Source organism: Phycicoccus jejuensis, from assembly GCF_044797865.1.
GTDB lineage: Bacteria > Actinomycetota > Actinomycetes > Actinomycetales > Dermatophilaceae > Phycicoccus > Phycicoccus jejuensis.
Window position 1 is genome coordinate 3311970 of the sequence record NZ_CP085209.1, and the last position, 18799, is coordinate 3330768.

22 protein-coding genes are annotated in these 18799 nt (G+C 74.6%); 9 read left to right on the forward strand and 13 right to left on the reverse strand.

What is annotated here, in order from left to right; genetic code table 11:
• Window positions 1-20: 20 nt before the first annotated feature.
• Window positions 21-386, reverse strand: a complete 366-nt coding sequence (locus LG324_RS15715) for a hypothetical protein (protein WP_404349423.1) — start codon at window positions 384-386, stop codon at window positions 21-23.
• A 44-nt stretch (window positions 387-430) separates the two neighbouring features.
• Entirely contained in the window at window positions 431-907 is a 477-nt protein-coding gene (locus tag LG324_RS15720; RefSeq protein ID WP_404349426.1) for a DUF664 domain-containing protein, read from the reverse strand.
• Window positions 908-1014: 107 nt separating this feature from the next.
• Here LG324_RS15720 and LG324_RS15725 point away from each other — a divergent pair, with 107 nt between their 5' ends.
• Both LG324_RS15725 and LG324_RS15730 read left to right on the forward strand, forming a co-directional pair.
• On the forward strand, window positions 1015-1371 hold the full coding sequence (locus LG324_RS15725; RefSeq protein ID WP_030527860.1) for a YciI family protein: 357 nt from the start codon (window positions 1015-1017) through the stop codon (window positions 1369-1371).
• A gap of 111 nt (window positions 1372-1482) precedes the next feature.
• Window positions 1483-2976, forward strand: a complete 1494-nt coding sequence (locus tag LG324_RS15730) for a long-chain fatty acid--CoA ligase (protein ID WP_404349428.1) — start codon at window positions 1483-1485, stop codon at window positions 2974-2976.
• 12 nt (window positions 2977-2988) lie between these two features.
• Here the strand turns inward: LG324_RS15730 and LG324_RS15735 are convergent, their stop codons facing one another.
• Genes LG324_RS15735 through LG324_RS15745 form a run of 3 tightly spaced genes read right to left on the reverse strand, consistent with a single transcriptional unit; the run spans window position 2989 to window position 5863 of the window.
• Window positions 2989-3957: a DMT family transporter gene (locus LG324_RS15735; protein WP_404349430.1), complete on the reverse strand. Its 969-nt coding sequence runs from the start codon at window positions 3955-3957 to the stop codon at window positions 2989-2991.
• Window positions 3957-4958, reverse strand: a complete 1002-nt coding sequence (locus LG324_RS15740; protein WP_245616119.1) for a methionine synthase — start codon at window positions 4956-4958, stop codon at window positions 3957-3959. Before LG324_RS15740 ends, LG324_RS15735 begins: the two co-directional genes overlap by 1 nt.
• Complete coding sequence (locus tag LG324_RS15745; protein WP_404349433.1) at window positions 4955-5863, reverse strand: DUF1272 domain-containing protein; 909 nt, start codon at window positions 5861-5863, stop codon at window positions 4955-4957. The genes LG324_RS15740 and LG324_RS15745 overlap by 4 nt, the downstream gene beginning before the upstream one ends.
• Before the next feature lie 80 nt (window positions 5864-5943).
• Between LG324_RS15745 and LG324_RS15750 the strand changes: the two genes are divergently transcribed.
• Both LG324_RS15750 and LG324_RS15755 read left to right on the forward strand, forming a co-directional pair.
• Complete coding sequence (locus LG324_RS15750) at window positions 5944-7365, forward strand: PLP-dependent aminotransferase family protein (protein ID WP_404349435.1); 1422 nt, start codon at window positions 5944-5946, stop codon at window positions 7363-7365.
• Between the two features lie 72 nt (window positions 7366-7437).
• Window positions 7438-7719, forward strand: coding sequence for an excalibur calcium-binding domain-containing protein (locus LG324_RS15755; protein ID WP_404349437.1), 282 nt, complete (start codon window positions 7438-7440; stop codon window positions 7717-7719).
• A gap of 66 nt (window positions 7720-7785) precedes the next feature.
• On the opposite strand, the gene LG324_RS15760 is transcribed toward LG324_RS15755, so the two are convergent.
• Complete coding sequence (locus tag LG324_RS15760) at window positions 7786-8760, reverse strand: pirin family protein (protein ID WP_207023396.1); 975 nt, start codon at window positions 8758-8760, stop codon at window positions 7786-7788.
• Between the two features lie 109 nt (window positions 8761-8869).
• Here LG324_RS15760 and LG324_RS15765 point away from each other — a divergent pair, with 109 nt between their 5' ends.
• Window positions 8870-9064: a hypothetical protein gene (locus LG324_RS15765; RefSeq protein ID WP_030527852.1), complete on the forward strand. Its 195-nt coding sequence runs from the start codon at window positions 8870-8872 to the stop codon at window positions 9062-9064.
• A gap of 5 nt (window positions 9065-9069) precedes the next feature.
• On the opposite strand, the gene LG324_RS15770 is transcribed toward LG324_RS15765, so the two are convergent.
• From LG324_RS15770 to LG324_RS15790, 5 genes are all read right to left on the reverse strand, one after another.
• The gene (locus LG324_RS15770) at window positions 9070-9414 is read right to left on the reverse strand and encodes a TraR/DksA family transcriptional regulator (RefSeq protein WP_404349440.1); all 345 of its coding nucleotides are present in this window, start codon (window positions 9412-9414) and stop codon (window positions 9070-9072) included.
• Window positions 9404-10486 carry a tRNA 2-thiouridine(34) synthase MnmA gene (gene mnmA / locus LG324_RS15775; protein ID WP_207023398.1) on the reverse strand — a complete coding sequence of 361 codons (1083 nt, stop codon included), beginning with the start codon at window positions 10484-10486 and terminating at the stop codon, window positions 9404-9406. The genes LG324_RS15770 and mnmA overlap by 11 nt, the downstream gene beginning before the upstream one ends.
• Window positions 10486-11670, reverse strand: coding sequence for a cysteine desulfurase family protein (locus tag LG324_RS15780; RefSeq protein WP_404349443.1), 1185 nt, complete (start codon window positions 11668-11670; stop codon window positions 10486-10488). Before LG324_RS15780 ends, mnmA begins: the two co-directional genes overlap by 1 nt.
• 139 nt (window positions 11671-11809) lie before the next feature.
• Entirely contained in the window at window positions 11810-12769 is a 960-nt protein-coding gene (locus LG324_RS15785) for an electron transfer flavoprotein subunit alpha/FixB family protein (protein ID WP_030527848.1), read from the reverse strand.
• Window positions 12770-12801: 32 nt separating this feature from the next.
• Window positions 12802-13590, reverse strand: coding sequence for an electron transfer flavoprotein subunit beta/FixA family protein (locus LG324_RS15790; protein ID WP_030527847.1), 789 nt, complete (start codon window positions 13588-13590; stop codon window positions 12802-12804).
• A 248-nt stretch (window positions 13591-13838) separates the two neighbouring features.
• Here LG324_RS15790 and LG324_RS15795 point away from each other — a divergent pair, with 248 nt between their 5' ends.
• From LG324_RS15795 to LG324_RS15805, 3 genes are read left to right on the forward strand one after another with little or no spacing between them, the layout of a single operon-like run.
• Window positions 13839-14120, forward strand: a complete 282-nt coding sequence (locus LG324_RS15795) for a hypothetical protein (RefSeq protein ID WP_404349447.1) — start codon at window positions 13839-13841, stop codon at window positions 14118-14120.
• Complete coding sequence (locus LG324_RS15800) at window positions 14117-14560, forward strand: DUF4394 domain-containing protein (protein WP_404349449.1); 444 nt, start codon at window positions 14117-14119, stop codon at window positions 14558-14560. The genes LG324_RS15795 and LG324_RS15800 overlap by 4 nt, the downstream gene beginning before the upstream one ends.
• Window positions 14561-14601: 41 nt before the next feature.
• Window positions 14602-15870, forward strand: coding sequence for a DUF2254 domain-containing protein (locus tag LG324_RS15805; protein ID WP_404349451.1), 1269 nt, complete (start codon window positions 14602-14604; stop codon window positions 15868-15870).
• 28 nt (window positions 15871-15898) lie between these two features.
• Here LG324_RS15805 and LG324_RS15810 read toward each other — a convergent pair whose 3' ends face one another.
• Both LG324_RS15810 and LG324_RS15815 read right to left on the reverse strand, forming a co-directional pair.
• Window positions 15899-16678 (reverse strand): enoyl-CoA hydratase/isomerase family protein, encoded by a 780-nt coding sequence (locus LG324_RS15810; RefSeq protein WP_404349453.1) that lies wholly within the window; start codon window positions 16676-16678, stop codon window positions 15899-15901.
• Window positions 16675-17145, reverse strand: a complete 471-nt coding sequence (locus LG324_RS15815; protein ID WP_207023414.1) for a T3SS (YopN, CesT) and YbjN peptide-binding chaperone 1 — start codon at window positions 17143-17145, stop codon at window positions 16675-16677. The genes LG324_RS15810 and LG324_RS15815 overlap by 4 nt, the downstream gene beginning before the upstream one ends.
• A gap of 195 nt (window positions 17146-17340) precedes the next feature.
• On the opposite strand from LG324_RS15815, the gene LG324_RS15820 reads away from it, so the two are divergent.
• The gene (locus LG324_RS15820; RefSeq protein WP_404349455.1) at window positions 17341-18762 is read left to right on the forward strand and encodes an aspartate aminotransferase family protein; all 1422 of its coding nucleotides are present in this window, start codon (window positions 17341-17343) and stop codon (window positions 18760-18762) included.
• Window positions 18763-18799 lie beyond the last annotated feature (37 nt).

The following is an 18799-nucleotide window of genomic DNA, read 5'->3' on the forward strand; positions in this document are numbered from 1 at the left end:
CACCGACGGCCCGGCGCGCGTCAGCCCTGCGGGTACGGCCCGGGCGCCGACGCGGCCGGCGGGGCGGGCTCGTCGTCCCGGCGGTCGGCGAGGACGGCCGCGACGCCGAGCGCCGAACCGACGAGCGACACCAGGCCGAGCGCGGTCTGGAGCAGCGAGAGCACCGGGTACACCTCCATCCCCCACGTGCCTCCGAACCAGAAGCTCCCGGTGATGGCGGCCTGCGACACCCCGCTCACGAGGCCGATGCCGAAGGACAGCAGGGCGAAGGTCCGCCACGACGCGCGGGTGCGCCGCCGGGCGACGAGGACGAGCCCCACGAGAGGCGGCACGAGGTGCGCCACCACGAGGAGCATCGACAGCACGCTGGTGATCGAGGCCGACACGACCGTCCCTCCCGGACGGACCCCCCGCCCTCCTGCGACGGACCCTAGCGCTGCCCGGCCTGGCGGCGGGCACGCTCGAGGACGATGTCGCGCGTCACCTCCAGCTGCCCGAGGTGCTGGGCGAGCTCCTCGTGGACGTGGAGCAGGACCGCACCCTGGGTGGGGTACGCGTCCGGCTGGTCCGGCGGGGGTGCGACGGGCGGGTGCCCGAGCCGCGCGGCGCGCACGTCGTCGGCCAGGTCGCGGCGGGCGCGCGCCAGCAGGGCGAGCGCCTCCTCCGCCGTGCCCGCGGCACGGAACTCCGCGTCCCGGTCGCGCGGCACGGGCAGGCCGCGGTTGACGGTCCTCCCCCACCGCGCCATGACGCCCGCGACGTGCGTCACGAGCGCGAAGGCGCTGTTCGACCCGGGCACCTCGTCGAGCCGGGCGTTGACGTGGTGCTCGCCCAGCTCACGGCACAGCGCCTCGTACTGGTCGAGGAGGCCCTCGCAGGAGGCGAGCAGCTCGTCGGCGGCGGTCATCCGGCGAGGCTAGCCCGCCGCCGTGCGAGGTCGTGGGAGGGCGGCTGTCGAGAACCGGGCCGCTCGCTCGTCGTCCCGGTGACCGCCCCCACGAGAGGATGCCCACCGTGCCCGAGTTCATCGTCATGTTCCCCGCCGACGACGAGGCGGCCTGGCTGGCCGCCACCGCCGACCAGCGCCAGGCCACCTACGACACCGACGTCGAGTTCGTCGAGCGGCTGCGCGCCGCCGGCGGGTCGGTGACCGGTGGCGCGGCCCTCGGTCCGAGCGCCGGCGTCGCCACGCTGCGCCGGGACCCGAGCGGGGACGCCCTCGTCACCGACGGGCCCTTCGCCGAGACCGCCGAGCAGCTCTCGGGCTTCTACGTCGTGCAGGCGAGCGATCGGGACGCGGTCGTCGAGGCCGCCCGCGTCCTGCTGCGGGCCCACCCGGTCGTCGAGGTCCGCCCGGTCGACGAGGACTGAGCGGTCCCGCGCCTCGACACGAGGAGAGCCGGGTCGACCGACCTCTGGCGCGAGCGCGCCCCGGCGTACGAGGATGGGGGTCCGTCACCGACGCCGGACCCAGGAGCACCGATGACCAACCTCTCGACCAACCTCACGACGACCGCCGCGGCGCACCCCGAGCAGGACGCGCTGCGGGTCAACGGCCAGGGCGTCACCTATGCCCAGCTGCACGGCATGGCCGCCAAGGTCGCGGGGACGTTGCGCGAGAACGGCATCCAGCCCGGTGACCGCGTCGCCGTCATCCTCCCCAACGTGCCGGCCTTCCCGGTCGTCTACTGGGGCATCCTCCTCGCCGGCGGCATCGTCGTCCCGATGAACCCGCTCCTCAAGTCCGGCGAGATCGACTACTTCTTCACCGACTCCGGCGCGAAGATCGCCTTCGTCTGGCCGGACTTCGTCGACGAGGCGGTCAAGGGGGCGCAGAACAGCGGCACCCGGGTCGTGACGACGGGCGCGATGGGCCCGGAGGACTTCGAGGGCGGCACGCCCCTCCCGGAGCCCACCCCCCGCGAGGACGACGACACCGCGATCATCCTCTACACCTCCGGGACGACCGGCCGCCCGAAGGGCGCCGAGCTGACCCACAGCAACATCCACCTCAACGCGATGCGCTCGGCGCAGGTCATCCAGCAGATGACCGCCGACGACGTCGTCATGGGCTGCCTGCCCCTCTTCCACGTGTTCGGGCTCGTCGTCGGGCTCAACGCGGCGACGATCTCGGGCGCCTCGCTCGCCCTCATCCCCCGCTTCGACCCGCAGGCCGCGGTCGAGGTCATCGAGAAGGAGCGGGTGACGATCATGCAGGGCGTGCCGACGATGTACGCCGCGATCCTCAACCACCCGAGCTCGGACGGGATGGACGCCAGCTCGCTGCGCACCTGTGCCAGTGGCGGGTCCGCGATGCCGCTCGAGGTGATGAAGGCCTTCGAGGAGAAGTTCGGCTGCGTCATCCTCGAGGGCTACGGCCTGTCCGAGACCTCCCCCGTCGCGAGCTTCAACATGCCCGACAAGGAGCGCAAGCCGGGCACCATCGGCGTGGCCATCCCCGGGTGCGAGATGAGGTGCGTCGACCTCGACGGGAACGAGGTGCCGGTCGGCGAGGTCGGCGAGATCGCCATCCGTGGCGACAACGTCATGAAGGGGTACTGGAACAAGCCCGAGGCGACCGCGGAGGCCATCCCCGACGGCTGGTTCCGTACCGGCGACCTCGCGACGATGGACGACGAGGGCTACTTCACGATCGTCGACCGCAAGAAGGACATGATCCTGCGCGGCGGGATGAACGTGTACCCCCGGGAGGTCGAGGAGGTCGTCTACCAGCACCCCGACGTCCTCGAGGTCGCCGTCGTCGGCCTGCCCGACGACCTCCTCGGCGAGCAGGTCGGTGCGGCCGTCGCGCTGCGCGAGGGCTCGACCGCGACGCCGGAGGACATCATCGCGTTCACGAAGGAGCGCATCGCGGCCTACAAGTACCCCCGGAAGGTGTGGGTCGTCGACGCGCTGCCCAAGGGCCCGACCGGCAAGATCCTGCGCCGCGAGGTCCGCGCCCCCGCCGAGGGCTGAGCCGAGCCGCGGTCAGGCGGTGGTCTGCTCGCGCTCCCGCACGGCCGCGGCCTCGGGGGTGCGGGGCCGGCGGTTGACGACCCACGCGGCCGCGAGGACGACGGCGAAGCCGACCACCTGCCAGGCCCCGAGCCGCTCGTGGAGGACGAGGACGCCGAGCAGCACCGAGACGACCGGGATGAGGTAGGTGATCGTCGAGCCGACGACCGGCCCGGCGCCCCGGACGACGTCGAACTGCAGGACGTAGGCGAAGCCGGTGCCGACGACCCCCAGCACCAGGACGCAGGCGAGCGGGAGCCATCCGGGGACGTCCGTCGCGGCCCTGTGCGCCCAGAGCGCGTCGAGGCCCTCGGGGCGGGTCAGCGCCCAGCCGAGCGCCGTCGGCACCATGAGCGCGAGCCCGGTGAGCAGCGTGGCGGCAGGCATCGCGAGCCCGCCGAGGTCGGCGCCGGCGAGGAAGCGGCGGTTGTAGGTCCACCCGACGCCGTAGCTGGCGCCGCCCGCGAGGGCCATCGCGAAGCCGACGAGGTCCGGCCCCTCGGTCGAGGTCCACGGCTGCATGATCGTCACGACGCCGAGGAACCCGATGCCGACGGCCACGAGGCGCCGTCCCGTGACCCGGGCGCCGGGGAGCAGGGCGAGGGTCGCGAGCACGGTGGCGATCGGGGTCGCGGCGTTGCCGATTCCGGCGAGCGCCGACGAGATCCGCGTCTCGGACAGCGCGAACAGCGTGAACGGGAGCGTCGCGAGCAGGAGGCCGCACACGAGCAGGTGCCCCCAGACGCGCGCCCCTCGCGGGAGCCGCCCGCCCCCGGCGAGGAGCAGCGCGGTGACGACGACGGCGCCGGTGACGATGCGCAGCCCGGAGATCTGCACCGGCTCGAGCGACTCGAGACCGACCTTCATGAGCAGGAAGCTCGAACCCCAGATGAGGACGAGCGCGACGAACTTGACCTGCCAGGCCACCCGCGGGCCGGCCATCAGGACGCCTGCTCGGCGAGGCGCCGCGCGGTGTCGAGCGCGGCCCGCAGCACCCCCTGCGCCACCGCGGGGGTGACCCCCGCGAGCCCGCAGGTCGGCGCGACGACGAGCCCCTCGACGGCGGCCGCGTCCAGGCCCGCCCGCCCGAGGCCCTCGACGAGCGCGCGGTGCGCCCCGGTGTCGGTCGTCGAGCCGTCGGTCGCGAGGACGCCGGCGTACACCCCGGTCCCGGCCTCGAGCGTCGCCGCGACGCTCTCCCAGCGCGCGGGCGAGGCGGCGGTGAGGTCGAGCGCGAGCGCCCCGGCCCCGGTCGACCTCAGGAGCGGGACGGGCGCGGCGGGGTGGCAGGAGTGGACCACGGTCGGCCCGTCGTGGGCCGCGAGGAGCTCGCGCAGGCCGGAGGCGACGGTCTGCGGGTCGACCGCGCGCACCCGGCCGTAGCCGGACGCGGTCGGCAGCGAGCCCTCGAGGACGGCCGTGAGGGCCGGCTCGTCGACCTGGAGCACCACCTCGGCGCCGGGCACGAGCCGGCGGACGTCGGCGACGTGGCGGGCCATCCCCTCGGCGAGCGAGGCCCGCAGGTCCGCGGCGGCGCCGGGGTCGGTGACGACCCGCTCGCCGCGGTTCAGCTCGAGGGTGGCGGCCAGCGTCCACGGCCCGCAGACCTGCACCTTGAGCGGGCCCGACCAGCCGTCGTAGGCCTCGGCGAGCTCGTCGAGGTCCTCGCGCAGGAGCGAGGCGGTGCGCGAGGCGTCCCGGCCCGGCCGGTCGACCAGCCGCCATCCGCTCGGCTGGAGGTCGACGGGCAGGTCGACGAGCATCCCGGCGGCCCGGCCGACCATGTCGGCCCCGGGACCCCGCGCGGGCGTCTCGGGGAGGAAGGGCAGCCCGAAGCCGTCGCCGTCGACGAGGAGGTCGCGCACCGTGCGGACGGCCTCGCGCGCCGACGCCCCCGGCCAGGAGCCGATCCCGGTGGCGCGCACCGGCGCCGACGTCGTCACGTCCACCGTCCGACGAGTGCCTCGACGGAGGCCGGGACCGGCGCGTCACCGGCCCACGGCGCGGGCTCGGGCACACCGGCCACGGTCCGCAGCGGCACGACACCGCACCAGGCCCCGGCGGTCTCCTCCTCGGGGACGCTCGGGCCCCCGGCGCGCGCCTTGAGCAGCCAGCGTCCGTCGGTGATGGGGAGGGCCATCGCGAGCGTCGCGGCCTCCTCGCGGCGGGTCGTCGGCCGTACCTCGCCGGTGCGCCCGGGCAGGAGGCGGTCCGAGAGCCGGTCGAGGGCGCCGGCGCGCTCGGCGCCGGTCAGGGTCACGAGCTCGCCGTGGACGACGGCCGAGCGGTAGTTGGCCGACGACTCGAACGTCGTGTGGGCGACGACGAGCCCGTCGACGGACACGACCGTCAGGGCGGCGGGTGCGCCGGAGGCCACCCGGCGCAGCGCGCCCGCCCCGGTCGAGCCGTGCAGCAGGATGCGGTCGCCGTCGCGGGCGAAGAGCATCGGGACGACCCACGGCCGGCCGTCGACGACGGTCGACAGCGTGCCGGCGAGGACCTCGTCGAGGAGCGCGTCGAGGGCGCCGCGCTCGGTGCTGCCGCGCTCGGCGTGGCGAGCGAGCCGCTCGGGGGCACGGTCGGCGTGCGCGAGACCGCAGTAGCCGGTGCCGGGACACTCCCCCGCGGACACCACGCGCTCGGTGGAGGCGGGGGTGCGGCGCAGCGCGTCGCCGACCCGGGTCGGGCGCGGCACGAGCTCGCCGCCGCAGTTAGGGCACACCCGCTCGAGGTGCTCGGAACACCCCGCGCAGAACGTGCACTCGTGGGAACAGACGACCGCCCCCACGGCGTCGGCGGGCAGGTCGGCGTCGCAGCACTCGCACGACGGGCGCATCTTCAGGGTCACGAGGCCATCCTGCCAACACCACTGGACCACGCGGAAGGACCACTATCGACCGATCGGGCAGGACCGGTATGGTGCGAGCCGTGGCCCGCTCCCCCCGCGCCCTCGACCTGCCCCTGCGCCTGGCGGACTCGTCCGCGCCGCTGCGCCACCGGGTGGCCGACGCCGTGGTCGACGCCCTGCGCTCCGGCCGGCTGCGCCCCGGTGACACGCTCCCCTCCACCCGGACCCTGGCGGCCTCCCTCGGCGTCTCGCGCGGTCCGGTCGTCGCCGCCTACGACGAGCTCGCCGCAGCCGGGTTCCTCGTCTCGCGCGCCGGGTCGGGCGCCGTCGTCGCCGCCGGCGCGGACGTCGCGGCCCGCGCCGGCGCCGCCACCCACGTCCCCGAGCCGGGCCGCGAGCGCCCCGTGACCCCGGCCCCTCCCGTCCCCGCCGCGCGCTTCGACCTGCGCCCCGGCCGCCCGGACACCTCCCTGCTGGACCGGGCCGCGTGGCGGCGGGCGTGGCGGGCGGTCGGGGACGCCCTGCCCGGCAACGACGCCGGCGAGGTCCCGCGGCACGCCCTCCTGCGGGGCGTCCTCGCCGACCACCTGCGCCGCAGCCGCGGTGTGGTGGTCGACCCGGACGACCTCTTCGTCGTCCCCGGGGTCGGCGGCTCGCTGCGGGCGCTGCCCGAGGCGTTCGGGCTCGTGGGCCGGACGGTCGCCCTCGAGGACCCGGGCTACGTCGAGGCCTGGACGGCGTTCGGCGCCGAGGGGGTCCGCACGCACCCCGTGCCCGTGGACGCCGACGGCCTCGACCCCACCCGGCTTCCCGCGGAGACAGCCGCCGTCTACGTCACGCCCTCGCACCAGTACCCGCTCGGCGCGCGGATGCCCGTGACCCGCCGCGTCGCGCTGCTCGACTGGGCCCGCACGACGGGCGGCCTCGTCGTCGAGGACGACTACGACGGGGAGTTCCGCTACGACGTCTCCCCGCTCCCCGCGCTCCGGTCGCTGCCCGGTGCGCCGGACCACGTCGCCTACGTCGGCACCGCCTCCAAGCTCCTCGCGCCGTCGCTGCGCGTGGCGTGGGTCGCCGTCCCCCGGCACCGGCGCGACGCCTTCCGGGTCGCGGTCGAGTCGCGCGGCCTCGTCGTCAACGAGGCGACCGGCCTCGCCCTCGCCGAGCTGGTCTCGTCCGGCGCCCTCGCCGCCCACCACGCGCGCGCGAGCCGGACCTACGCGGCCCGCCGCGGCGCCCTCGTCGCCGCGGTGGCCGACCGGATGCCCGACGCGGTCCTCGAGGGCGTCGACGCGGGGCTGCACGTCGTCCTGCGCCTGCCCGACGGCACCGACGACCACGAGGTGGCCCGGCGCTGCGCGCACGTCGGTGTCGAGGTGAGCCCGTTGTCGGCGTACGCCGTCGAGTCGGACGTGCGCGGCCTGGTCGTCTGCTACGCCGGTCTGCCCGAGTCCTGCGCCGGCGACGCCGTCGAGCTGCTCGCCGCCGCGGTCATGCGCTGACCGGTTCGCCTGCGCCGCAGGCGTCCCGACCGCTAGCGTCGGTCCGTCGACACCCAGGGGGAAGGACCCGTCATGTCCCGGAAGTCCGGCGCAGCAGCCGTCGTCGAAGCGGTCGCCGTCGCGCTCACCATCGGACCGGCCGCGCCCGCGGGCGCCGTCACCGGCACGTGGAAGAACTGCACGAGCGTCAACAAGAAGTACCCGCACGGCGTGGGCAAGGTGAAGGCCAGGGACCGCACGTCCGGCCGGCCGGTCACGACGTTCCGCAAGAGCGACTCGCTCTACGCGCAGGCCATGCGGGCCAACAAGGGCCTCGACCGCGACAAGGACGGCATCGCCTGCGAGAAGCGCTGAGCCACAGGTCGGCACGACGACGCCCCCGTCACCTCACGGTGACGGGGGCGTCGCTGTCGTGCGGGGTCAGAGCACGTCGTGGCCCGGGTGCGGCTCGCTCGGGATGGTCCCGAGGCGACCGGCCTGGAAGTCCTCGAACGCCTGGATCAGCTCGGCGCGGGTGTTCATGACGAACGGGCCGTACGCCGCGACGGGCTCGCGGATCGGGCGCCCACCGAGGATGTAGAGGTCGAGGCTCGGGCTGCGGCTCTCCTGGCTCTCGTCCGCACCGACCTCGACGACGTCACCGCCACCGAGCACCGCGAGCTGGCCCATCCGCAGCGGACGCCGGTCGGGGCCGACCGAGCCGTTGCCGTTGAGGGAGTACACGAGCGCGTTGTAGGCCGGGTTCCACGGCAGCCGCACCCGCGCGCCGGGCGCCACGGTGACGTGGAGCGCGGTGATGGGCGTGTGCGTGATGCCGGGGCCCTCGTGCCCGTCGAGCTCGCCGGCGATGACGCGCACGAGCGCGCCGCCGTCGGGGCTGGACAGCAGCGCGACGTCGCCGCCACGGATGTCCTGGTAGCGCGGCGCCGACATCTTCTGCGCCGCCGGCAGGTTGACCCACAGCTGGAGGCCGTGGAAGAGACCGCCGCTGACGACGAGCTCCTCCGGCGGGACCTCGATGTGGAGCAGGCCGGAGCCGGCCGTCATCCACTGGGTGTCGCCGTTGGTGATGACGCCGCCACCGCCGTGGCTGTCGCGGTGCACGAACGAGCCGTCGATGATGTACGTGACGGTCTCGAAGCCGCGGTGCGGGTGCCACGCGGTGCCCTTGGGCTCGCCCGGGGCGTACTCGACCTCACCCATCTGGTCCATGTGGATGAAGGGGTCGAGGGCGGCGAGGTCGACGCCGGCGAACGCGCGGCGCACCGGGAACCCCTCGCCCTCGAAACCCTGCGGGGCGGTGGTCACCGAGCGCACCGGACGGGACACCGCCGTGGGCAGGGGCTCGGAGACCCGGGGCAGGGTCAGGATGTTCTCGACGGTCACGGCCGGCATGTCACTCACGCTCCTCGTGGTCATCCTCCGGGGTGGAGGGTCACCGCGTCCAACAGTAGTTGACAGTTCAACTATTCCGCGACCCGGGGCACGGGTTAGCCTTCGACGCATGAGCCGCTCCGTGTCCGTCGTCCTCGGCGCCGTCCTCGTGCTCGTCGGCCTGCTCTGGATGCTCCAGGGCCTCGGCTACGTCGGCGGCAGCCCGATGACCGGCGTGACCCTCTGGGCCGTCGTCGGCCCGCTCGTGGCGTTCGCCGGGCTCGCCCTGGCCTTCCTCGGCGGCCGGCGCAGCCGCGACGGCTGACCCCGTCAGCCCGCGTGCCGCACGCAGGTGCGGGCCGTCGGCCGGGCCTCGAGCCGGCCCGCCGGGATCGGCTGGCCGCACACCGAGCACACGCCGTAGCTGCCGTCGTCCACGCGTCGCAGCGCGGCGTCGAGCTCGGCGAGGTGCTCGCGCTGCCCGTCGGTCAGGGCCGCCAGCTGCGAGCGCTCGTACGCGATGGTCTGCCCCTCCGGGTCGTGCTCGTCGTCGGCGTTGGAGTCCTGCGAGGCCTCGACGAGGCGGCCCATGTCGGCCTCCATCCCCGCGAGCCGCTCGAGGAGGGCCGCCCGCTCGGCGAGCAGCCGCTCGGCCGGGGTGGCCTCAGGCGGCACGCGAGGTCCCCGTGATCGTCGCGGACCCGACGACCCGGGTGCCGTCGTAGAGCACGACCGACTGGCCGGGCGCGACCCCGCGCAGCCGTCGCTCCAGCCGCACGCGGACCGCGTCGCCCTCGACGGCGGCCGTCGCGGGCACCTCCTCGCCGTGGGCCCGCACCTGCGCCCCGACCGCGACCTCCCCGGCGGGCGCCGGGCCGCACCAGCGCAGGTGCGCCCCGTCGACGACGTCGACGCCGAGCAGGTCGGCCGTGCCGACGAGCACGCGGTTGCGGGGGGCGTCGACCTCGACGACGTAGCGGGGGTCGCCGTCCAGACGGGAGCGGTCGATGCCGAGCCCGCGCCGCTGGCCGACCGTGAAGCCGTGCGCGCCGGCGTGCTCGCCCACGACCTCGCCGCTCACCGCGTCGACGAGCTCGCCGGGCCGCTCCCCCAGGCGCCGGCCGAGGAAGCCGCGGGTGTCGCCGTCCGGGATGAAGCAGATGTCGTGGCTGTCGGGCTTGCGCGCCACCGAGAACCCGCGCTCCGCCGCCTCCTCGCGCACCTGCGGCTTCGTGAGGTCCCCGAGCGGGAAGAACGCGCGCCCGAGCTGGTCGGCGTCGAGGACGCCGAGGACGTAGGACTGGTCCTTGGCCGCGTCGACCGCGCGGTGCAGCTCGCGCCCCGCCGACCCCTCGACCACGCGCGCGTAGTGGCCCGTGGCCACCGCGTCGAACCCGAGGGCGAGCGCCTTGTCGAGCAGCCCGGCGAACTTGATCTTCTCGTTGCAGCGCAGGCACGGGTTCGGGGTGCGCCCGGCGGCGTACTCGGCGACGAAGTCCTCGACGACGTCCCGCTCGAACCGGGCGGCGAGGTCCCAGACGTAGAACGGGATGCCGAGGCGGTCCGCGACCCGGCGCGCGTCCCCGGCGTCCTCGAGGGTGCAGCAGCCGCGGGCCGACTCGCGCAGCGTCGCGGCCGAGCGCGAGAGGGCGAGGTGGACGCCGACGACCTCGTGGCCGGCGTCGAGCATCCGTGCGGCGGCGACCGCGGAGTCGACCCCGCCGGACATCGCGGCGACGACGCGCATCAGAGCAGCCCGCCGGCCCGCCGGGCCCGCTCGACGACCCCGGGGAGGGCGGCGAGGACGGCGTCGACGTCGGCGTCGGTCGAGGTGTGCCCGAGGGTGAGGCGCAGCGCGCCGCGGGCCGCGGTCTCGTCGTGGCCCATCGCGAGGAGGACGTGGCTGGGCTGCGGCACCCCGGCCTGGCACGCCGAGCCGGTGCTGCACTCCACCCCCGCCGCGTCGAGGAGGTAGAGCAGCGAGTCCCCCTCGCAGCCGGGGACGAGGAGGTGGGCGTTGCCGGGCAGGCGCCCCTCGGCGTCTCCCGGCCGCCAGCAGCCGCTCACCGAGATGCCGAGGTCGAGCGCGAGGGCGCCCTCGACGAGGCGGTCGCGCAGCGCCATGACCCGCTTGGCCTCGACGTCGCGGGTGGCGACCGCGTGGTCGAGGGCGACCGCGAACGCGTGGACCGCGGGGGCGTCGAGCGTGCCGCTGCGGACCTGGCGTTCCTGGCCGCCGCCGTGGAGCTGCGGCACGAGGACGGCGTCGCGACGGGCGATCAGCGCCCCCACCCCGAGGGGGCCGCCGAGCTTGTGCGCGGTGACCGTCATCAGGTCGGCGCCGGAGTCGTCGAAGCGCACCGGCAGGTGCCCGACCGCCTGGACGGCGTCGGTGTGGAAGGGGACACCGTGGGCGCGCGCGGCGGCGGCCAGCGCGGCGACGGGCTGGACGGTGCCGACCTCGTTGTTGGCCCACATGACGGAGACGAGCGCGGTGTCGTCGGCGTGCTCGGCGAGCAGGGCCGCGAGGTCGTCCGCCGACAAGTGCCCGCAGCGGTCGGGCTCGAGCCACGACACCCGGGCCCCGCGCCGCTCGACGAGGTGCTCGACGGGGTCGAGCACGGCGTGGTGCTCGATGGCGCTGGCCACCACCCGCACCCGGCGCGGCTCGTCGTCCCGGCGGGCGAGCCAGGTGCCCTTGACGGCGAGGTTGTCGGCCTCGGTCCCGCCCGAGGTGAAGACGACCTCCGAGGGTCGGGCGCCCAGGGCCGCGGCGATCCGCTCGCGCGACTCCTCCACGGTCTTGCGCGCGGCGCGGCCCGAGGTGTGCAGCGAGGAGGGGTTGCCGACGCGGCCCGCCGACTCGACGAACGCCTCGACCGCGGCGGGGAGCATCGGCGTGGTCGCCGCGTGGTCGAGGTAGTGCGTCACGAGGGTCGAGTCTACGTTTCGGGGCCTGGCGGGCCGGCGGCCGGAGTCGCCCCGGGTACGGCAGAGGGGCGAGCGGATCGCTCGCCCCTCACCTGTCGCGCTCGCGCGCGACGAGACCGCCTCGTGAGCGGTGGTCGGCTCAGCCCTTGCGCTTCTTGACCTCGGTCGTGGCCTGCGGGAGGACCGAGAAGAGGTCGCCGACGACGCCGAAGTCGACGAGCTCGAAGATCGGCGCCTCCTCGTCCTTGTTGACGGCGACGATCGTCTTGGACGTCTGCATGCCCGCGCGGTGCTGGATGGCGCCCGAGATGCCGGCCGCGACGTAGAGCTGCGGCGAGACCTGCTTGCCCGTCTGGCCGACCTGGTTGCTGTGCGGGTACCAGCCGGCGTCGACGGCCGCGCGGCTCGCGCCGACGGCGGCGCCGAGGCTGTCGGCGAACTCCTCGACGGGCGAGAAGTCGCCGCCGGTGCCGCGGCCGCCGGAGACGACGATGGCCGCCTCGGTCAGCTCCGGGCGCCCGGTCGCCTTCTTCGGCTGCGAGTCGGTGATGCGGGCCGCCTTCGCGGCGTCGCTGACGCTCACCTCGACGGCCTCGACCGCGCCGGCCTCCGGCGCGGCCTCGATGGAGGCCGAGTTGGGCTTGACGCAGATGATCGGCGTGCCGGTCGTGACCTTCGCGGTCACGGTGTACGAGCCGGCGAAGACCGACTGTGTCGTCTCGGGCGTGCCGTCCTCGCCCGCGCGGACGTCGACGGCGTCGGTGATCATCCCGGAGCCGGCCTTGATGGCCAGGCGGGCGGCGATCTCCTTGCCGGCGGCGTTGCTCGGGATGAGCACGGCTGCGGGAGAGGTCTTCTCGATGAGCTGCGCGAGGACCTCGGCCTGCGGGGCCACGAGGTAGGTCGCGGCGTCGGCGTCGTCGACGACGTACACCTTGTGCGCGCCGTACTTGGCGTAGGTCTTCTGCGCGGTCTCGGCGCCGGGGCCGATGTGCACCGCGGAGGGCTCGCCGAGGCGGCGGGCGAGGGTCAGCAGCTCGGCGGTCGCCTTGCGCAGGCGCCCCCCGGCGTGGTCGGCGAGGACGAGTACTTCAGCCATGGGTCTGTGCTCCTGGTCTCGGGCGGCCGCGGTCAGAGGAACTTCTGGGCGCTGAGGAACTCGGCGAGCTTCGCGCCGCCCTCGCCCTCGTCGGTGACGATCTGGCCCTGCTCGCGCGGCGGGCGCTTGGCGAACGCGACGACCGAGGTCCACGCGGCGCCGAGGCCCACATCACCGGCGTCGACGCCGAGGTCGGCCAGCGACCAGGTCTCGACCGGCTTCTTCTTGGCGGCCATGATCCCCTTGAAGGAGGGGTAGCGCGGCTCGTTGATCTGGTCGGTGACCGAGACGAGCGCCGGCAGCGCCGCCTCGATGGTCTCGGACGCGACGTCACCGTCGCGGCGGATGGTGACGCGGCCGTCGCCGACGGTCAGCTCCGAGGCGTAGGTGACCTGCGGCAGGCCGAGGCGCTCGGCGAGCATCGCGGGCACGACGCCCATGACGCCGTCGGTCGAGGACATCCCGGTGAGGACGAGCTCGGGGCTGCCGTCGGTCGCCTTCTCGACGGCCTTCGCGAGGACGAGCGAGGTGCCGACGGCGTCCGAGCCGTGGATCGCCTCGTCCTGCACGTGGACCGCCTTGTGGGCGCCCATCTGGAGGGCCTTCTTCAGCGCGTCGGCGGCGGCCTCGGGGCCGACCGTCACGACGGTGACCTCACCGTCGCCGGCGGCCTCGACGATCTTGAGGGCCTCCTCGACGGCGTACTCGTCGAGCTCGGAGAGCAGGCCGTCGACGGCACGGTCGACGGTGTTGTCGGACTCCTGGAACGTCCGGTCGGACTGGGCGTCCGGGACGTACTTGACGCAGACGACGATGTTCATCCGTCCCTCGTCCCTTCGTGTCGTGGGGGGTCTTGCGCCGGGTGGTCCCCGGCGCACAACGCCTCCCATCCTCTCAGCCGGTGAGCGCTCGTTCACCACCCGGTCGGCGTGACGGTCACCACCCCGTCGAGGGTCCCGCGGCCATCCGGGGCGCGACGGCGCGCCGAAGAAACCTGCGACGGCGTTCAACGGACACGCGCCGGGCCCCGTATCCACCGGTACCAGCCCACGGACCGAAGGAGCTCCCGATGCACCGCACCCGCCTCGCCGCCGCCGGCGTCCTCACCGCCGCCCTCGCCCTCCCGATGGCGCCCGCCGCCCCCGCCACCCTCCTGCCCTCCCCCGACGCCGTCGGCCTCGCGGGCGCGAGGACGCTGGTCGCCGTCGACCTCGACCGTCCGGGCTCCGCCCGCTCGCTCGGCGCCGTCACCGGCCTGACCCAGGACACGCGCCTCGTCGGTATCGACCACCGTCCGGCCGACGGGCGCGCCTCTACGCCGTCGGCGACCGCGGCGGCGTCTACACGGTGACCGTCCCCGAGCGGCGCCTGCTCTTCACCAAGGCGCCGAAGGCCACGCTCGTCAACCGGCTCACGGTCGCCCTCGAGGGCAAGCACTTCGGCGTCGACTTCAACCCCGCGGCCGACCGCCTGCGGGTCATCAGCGACACCGGCCAGAACCTGCGCCACGACGTGAACCCCGGAGGCACGACGATCGCCGACACCCCGCTCAACGTCACCGGGGCCACCGGCCCGTCGACGGGCGTGACCGCCGCCGCGTACACCAACCCCGACACCGTCGTCCTCGGGCCGGACGGCACCCAGTTCCCGGCCGGCGAGTTCGTCGGCACGGGCGAGCGCACCATGCGCTGCAACCTCAACTCCTCGGTGCTGCGCGAGAGGGCGAGCGGCTTCGAGGTCCTCGGCGACGACGGCCGGGTCCTCGTCCGCTCGTCCTTCCCCCGCGCCTGACGGTCCGCGCCACGCCCCCGACGGTCTGACAGGATCGGTGGATGAGCGACGAGGGCGGTACCGGGCCGGGCACCGTGCGACGCACCGTCGGTCCCGTCGGGGACCCGGTCACCGTCGGCTGGTGGGAGTCGCTGTGGCGCCCCTTCTGGGCGCTCCCCTCCGCCGTCGTCGTCGTGACGGCGCTCGCCGGCGCCACCCTCCCCCTCGTCGACGAGCACCTGCTCGGCGACGTCGACGTCCTCTTCGGCGGCAACGCGGACTCCGCGCGCAGCCTGCTCGGGACGATCGCCAGCGCGATGATCTCGGTGACCGGGCTGGTCTTCTCGATCACGATGGTCGTCATGCAGCTGGCGAGCAGCCAGTTCACGCCGCGGCTGCTCTCCACGTTCCTCGGCAGCCGCGTGGTCCAGGTGACCCTCGGTGTCTTCATCTCCTCGTTCGTCTTCGCGCTCATGGTGCTGCGCGACGTGCGCGGGGGTGACAGGCCGTTCGTGCCCCAGCTGTCGGTGACCGTCGCCTTCGTGCTGGTCCTCGCGAGCGTCGCCCTCTTCCTCGCGTTCATCCACCACATCACCGACTCCATCCGCGTCGACCAGGTCGTCGACCGGATCGCGCGGCTCACCGTCGAGGCCCTGGAGCGCGGGTCGGCGCAGGAGTGGGACGACACCTCCGCGGTGCCCCCGACGTGGTCGCAGGGTGACGGTCCGGGGGTGACCGTGACGACGGGGTCGGAGCACGGCGTCGTCTCGCGGGTGCACCTCAGCGCCCTCGTCGAGTGTGCCGAGCGGACGGGCGCGGTCGTCGAGCTGCGCACCCGCCTCGGCGAGGTCCGGCACCGCGGCCAGGTGCTCGCGGTCGTCCACGGGGGTCGCCGCGACGACGACCTCGCCGAGGCCGTCCGCGACGCCATCGGCCTCGGCCGGGAGCGCAGCATGACCCAGGACCCCGAGTTCGGGGTGCGCCAGCTCGTCGACATCGCCGAGCGGGCCCTCTCCCCCGGGGTCAACGACCCGACGACGGCCGTGCAGGTCCTCGACGAGCTGCACCGCATCCTCCGGGCGGCGGCGCTGCGGCCGGACCGCTCGAACCTCCTCGTCGACGGGTCGGGCGCGGTCCGGGTCGTGGACCGGCCGACGACCTTCGCCCGCCTCCTCGACCTCGCGCTCGACGAGGTCTGGCACTACGGCCGGGACGGGCTCCAGGTGCCCCGTCGCATCGAGGACCTGCTCGAGGACCTCGTCGCCGACGGGCGCCCGGAGCACGCCGCGACCGCCGCCGCCAAGCTCGCCGGGCTGCGCCGGGTCGCGTGACGCCTTCGGGTGGGCCGAGGGCGGAGGGTCAGGCGCCCTCGAACGGGGCCGGGCCCTTGCCCTTCTCGACGAAGTGGCGCATCCCGGTGGACTGGTCCTTCGTCGCGAAGAGGCCGGCGAAGAGCACGCGCTCGATCTCGAGACCGGTCTCGAGGTCGACCTCGAGACCCCGGTCGATGGCCTCCTTCGCGGCGCGCAGGGCGTAGGCGGGGCCGCCGACGTAGCGCGCGACGAGGGAGCGGGCGCTCTCGTACACCTCGGCGGCCGGGACGACCCGGTCGACGAGGCCGATGGCGAGCGCCTCCTGCGCGTCGACGAAGCGGCCGGAGAACACGAGGTACTTGGCCTTCGCCGGTCCGACGAGCCGCGCGAGGCGCTGCGTGCCGCCGGCCCCCGGGATGATGCCGAGGTTGATCTCGGGCTGGCCGAGCTTGGCGTCGTCGGCGGCGACCCGCCAGTCGCACGCGAGCGCGACCTCGCAGCCGCCCCCGAGGGCGTACCCGGTGATGGCGGCGACGGTCGGCTTCGGCAGGCCGGCGAGCGCCTTCGTGAAGTCCTGGAGCAGCGCGGAGTGGTCGACCATGTCGGTGTACGACATCGTCTCCATCTCCTTGATGTCGGCGCCCGCGGCGAAGACCTTCTCGCCGCCCCAGACGACGACGGCGGCGACGTCGCGGCGCTCGGCGGCCTCGCGGCACGCGGCGACGAGGCCGTGCTGGATCTCGGCGTTGAGCGCGTTCATCGGCGGCCGCTCGAGCCGGATGGTGCCGATGCCGTCCGCGACCTCGAGGCGGACCAGCTCGGTCACTGCCCGTCCTCGATCGGCTGGCCGGTCTCGGGGTCGATGCCGAGGATGCGCTGGTGCCACAGGTGCACGGCGGAGAGGACGACCTGGATCGAGACCTGGGTGAGCGTCGAGAGGTCCGCGCCCGGGGTGACGACGTGCTCGCCGGTGACGACGAGGGTCGTGCCCGCGATGCCGGTCTTCACGTGGTTCATGTGCAGGTTGATCTCGTTGCACGTCTCGTGGAGCTTGAGCCGGTCGGCGGTCAGCTCGTCCTGGATCTGCCACTGGCCGAACAGGCGCATGATCTCGACGTCGCCCTCGGTGCAGCGGACGAAGAGCTGCTGGTCGTTGACCGTGAAGGCCACGTCACCGTCGCCGTCGAGGTTCGGGGCGAGCCCGAGGTCGACGAGGACGTCGAGGACCCGGCCGCGCAGCGGGTGCTCGTTCGCGGGCGGCGGGAAGTTGGGCAGCGAGGTGGGGTCGGTCATGGCCCCACCGTATCGACCGCACCCGACGGCGCGACCGGGCCGGGTGGGCCGGACCGGGGCCGCCGTCGAGGCACGATGCGGCCCTCAGGACTCGCCCCGACCCCGGATCCGGTAGTACATTCGGCCCCAGACCTCTGTGATGGGTAGCCTGACGGCCCCGTCGCCACGGATTCCACCACCCCAGGAGCAGCGACGATGTCCGCGACCGAGACCCCGGCCCGCCCGTACCCCGCCCACGACCCGGCCACCTACCGCCGCCTCCCGGCGAGCAGCCGCCCGGTCGACCCGGCACGCGTCGAGTCCCTCCTCGCGGCCGAGTGGGAGCGCTTCGCGGCGAGCACCCCGGCCTCCGGCGAGCACAACACCCGCGCCGCGCGCACCCTGCCGCTCGGCGTCACCTCCTCCTTCCAGCACTGGGACCCCTACCCCGTCTCGGTCGCCTCCGCCCGGGGCGCCTGGCTGACCGACGTCGACGGCCGCCGGATGCTCGACCTGTCGATGGGCTTCGGCGCGATGCTCGTCGGCCACCTCAACCCGACCGTCGTCGAGCACGTGCAGCGCGCGCTGACCGACACCGGCACCCTGTTCGTCACCCCGTCCCCGCAGGCGACCGAGATGAGCGAGCGGTTCTGCGAGCGCTTCGGCCTCGACATGATCCGCTTCACCAACTCCGGCACCGAGTCGCTGATGTACGCGATCCGCGCCGCCCGTGCCTACACCGGCCGCAAGGCCGTCGTGAAGATCGAGGGCGGCTACCACGGCGGCTACGACGCCCTCCAGGTGTCGGTCAAGCCCGCGCTCGAGGACATCGGCCCGGCCGAGGCCCCCGTGCCCGAGGTGCCGTTCGACGTCGAGGCCGGCACCGTCCACGTCGTCCCCTACAACGACCTCGACCGCCTGCGCGCGATCCTCACCGAGCACGGCCGCGAGATCGCCGTCATGGTCGTCGAGCCCGTCGTCGAGAACCTCTCGATCGTCGTCCCCGACGCCGGGTACCTCGCCGGCGTCCGCGAGCTGTGCGACGAGCACGGCGTCGTGCTGCTCTTCGACGAGGTGAAGACCGGCCTCACCGCCGGGTACGCGGGCGCCGCGCAGCGCCTCGGCGTCAAGCCCGACCTCATCACCCTCGCCAAGTCGATCGGCGGCGGCCTGCCGCTCGCCGCGTTCGGTGGCCGTCGCGAGGTCATGGAGGTCGTCGTCGACGGCCGGATGGCGCACTTCGGCACCTACAACGGCAACCCGCTCGTCATGGCCGCCGCGAAGGCCGTCGACGAGATCTGCACCCCCGAGGCCCTCGCCGCCACCGAGGCGATCAACGTCCGCGCCCTCTCGGCCATCGACGACGTCATCGACACCTTCGAGCTGCCGGCCCACACCGTCGGCCTGGGCGTCAAGGGCTGCGTCACGTGGTCGACCGCGCCGGTGCGCACCTACCGCGACTACAAGGCGACCGACTTCGCGATGGCCGAGCTGTCGTGGCTGTGGGGCGTCAACCGCAACATCCTCACGCCGCCCGGCCTCGACGAGCAGTGGCTGGTCTCGCTCGCGCACACCGACGAGGACATGAACCTCCTCGTCGAGCACGTCCGCGAGCTCGCCGAGGCCCTGCGCGCCTGACCCGCACCGACACCGCCGACACCCCCACGCCCGCGCG

Excerpts from the sequence above, each read along its gene's own strand:
- LG324_RS15720 (WP_404349426.1), bottom strand. The coding sequence starts at position 907 with ATGACCGCCGCCGACGAGCTGCTCGCCTCCTGCGAGGGCCTCCTCGAC.
- LG324_RS15730 (WP_404349428.1), top strand. The coding sequence starts at position 1,483 with ATGACCAACCTCTCGACCAACCTCACGACGACCGCCGCGGCGCACCCC.
- LG324_RS15735 (WP_404349430.1), bottom strand. The coding sequence starts at position 3,957 with ATGGCCGGCCCGCGGGTGGCCTGGCAGGTCAAGTTCGTCGCGCTCGTC.
- LG324_RS15755 (WP_404349437.1), top strand. The coding sequence starts at position 7,438 with ATGTCCCGGAAGTCCGGCGCAGCAGCCGTCGTCGAAGCGGTCGCCGTC.
- LG324_RS15760 (WP_207023396.1), bottom strand. The coding sequence starts at position 8,760 with ATGCCGGCCGTGACCGTCGAGAACATCCTGACCCTGCCCCGGGTCTCC.
- LG324_RS15765 (WP_030527852.1), top strand. The coding sequence starts at position 8,870 with ATGAGCCGCTCCGTGTCCGTCGTCCTCGGCGCCGTCCTCGTGCTCGTC.
- mnmA (WP_207023398.1), bottom strand. The coding sequence starts at position 10,486 with ATGCGCGTCGTCGCCGCGATGTCCGGCGGGGTCGACTCCGCGGTCGCC.
- LG324_RS15785 (WP_030527848.1), bottom strand. The coding sequence starts at position 12,769 with ATGGCTGAAGTACTCGTCCTCGCCGACCACGCCGGGGGGCGCCTGCGC.
- LG324_RS15790 (WP_030527847.1), bottom strand. The coding sequence starts at position 13,590 with ATGAACATCGTCGTCTGCGTCAAGTACGTCCCGGACGCCCAGTCCGAC.
- LG324_RS15795 (WP_404349447.1), top strand. The coding sequence starts at position 13,839 with ATGCACCGCACCCGCCTCGCCGCCGCCGGCGTCCTCACCGCCGCCCTC.
- LG324_RS15805 (WP_404349451.1), top strand. The coding sequence starts at position 14,602 with ATGAGCGACGAGGGCGGTACCGGGCCGGGCACCGTGCGACGCACCGTC.
- LG324_RS15815 (WP_207023414.1), bottom strand. The coding sequence starts at position 17,145 with ATGACCGACCCCACCTCGCTGCCCAACTTCCCGCCGCCCGCGAACGAG.
- LG324_RS15820 (WP_404349455.1), top strand. The coding sequence starts at position 17,341 with ATGTCCGCGACCGAGACCCCGGCCCGCCCGTACCCCGCCCACGACCCG.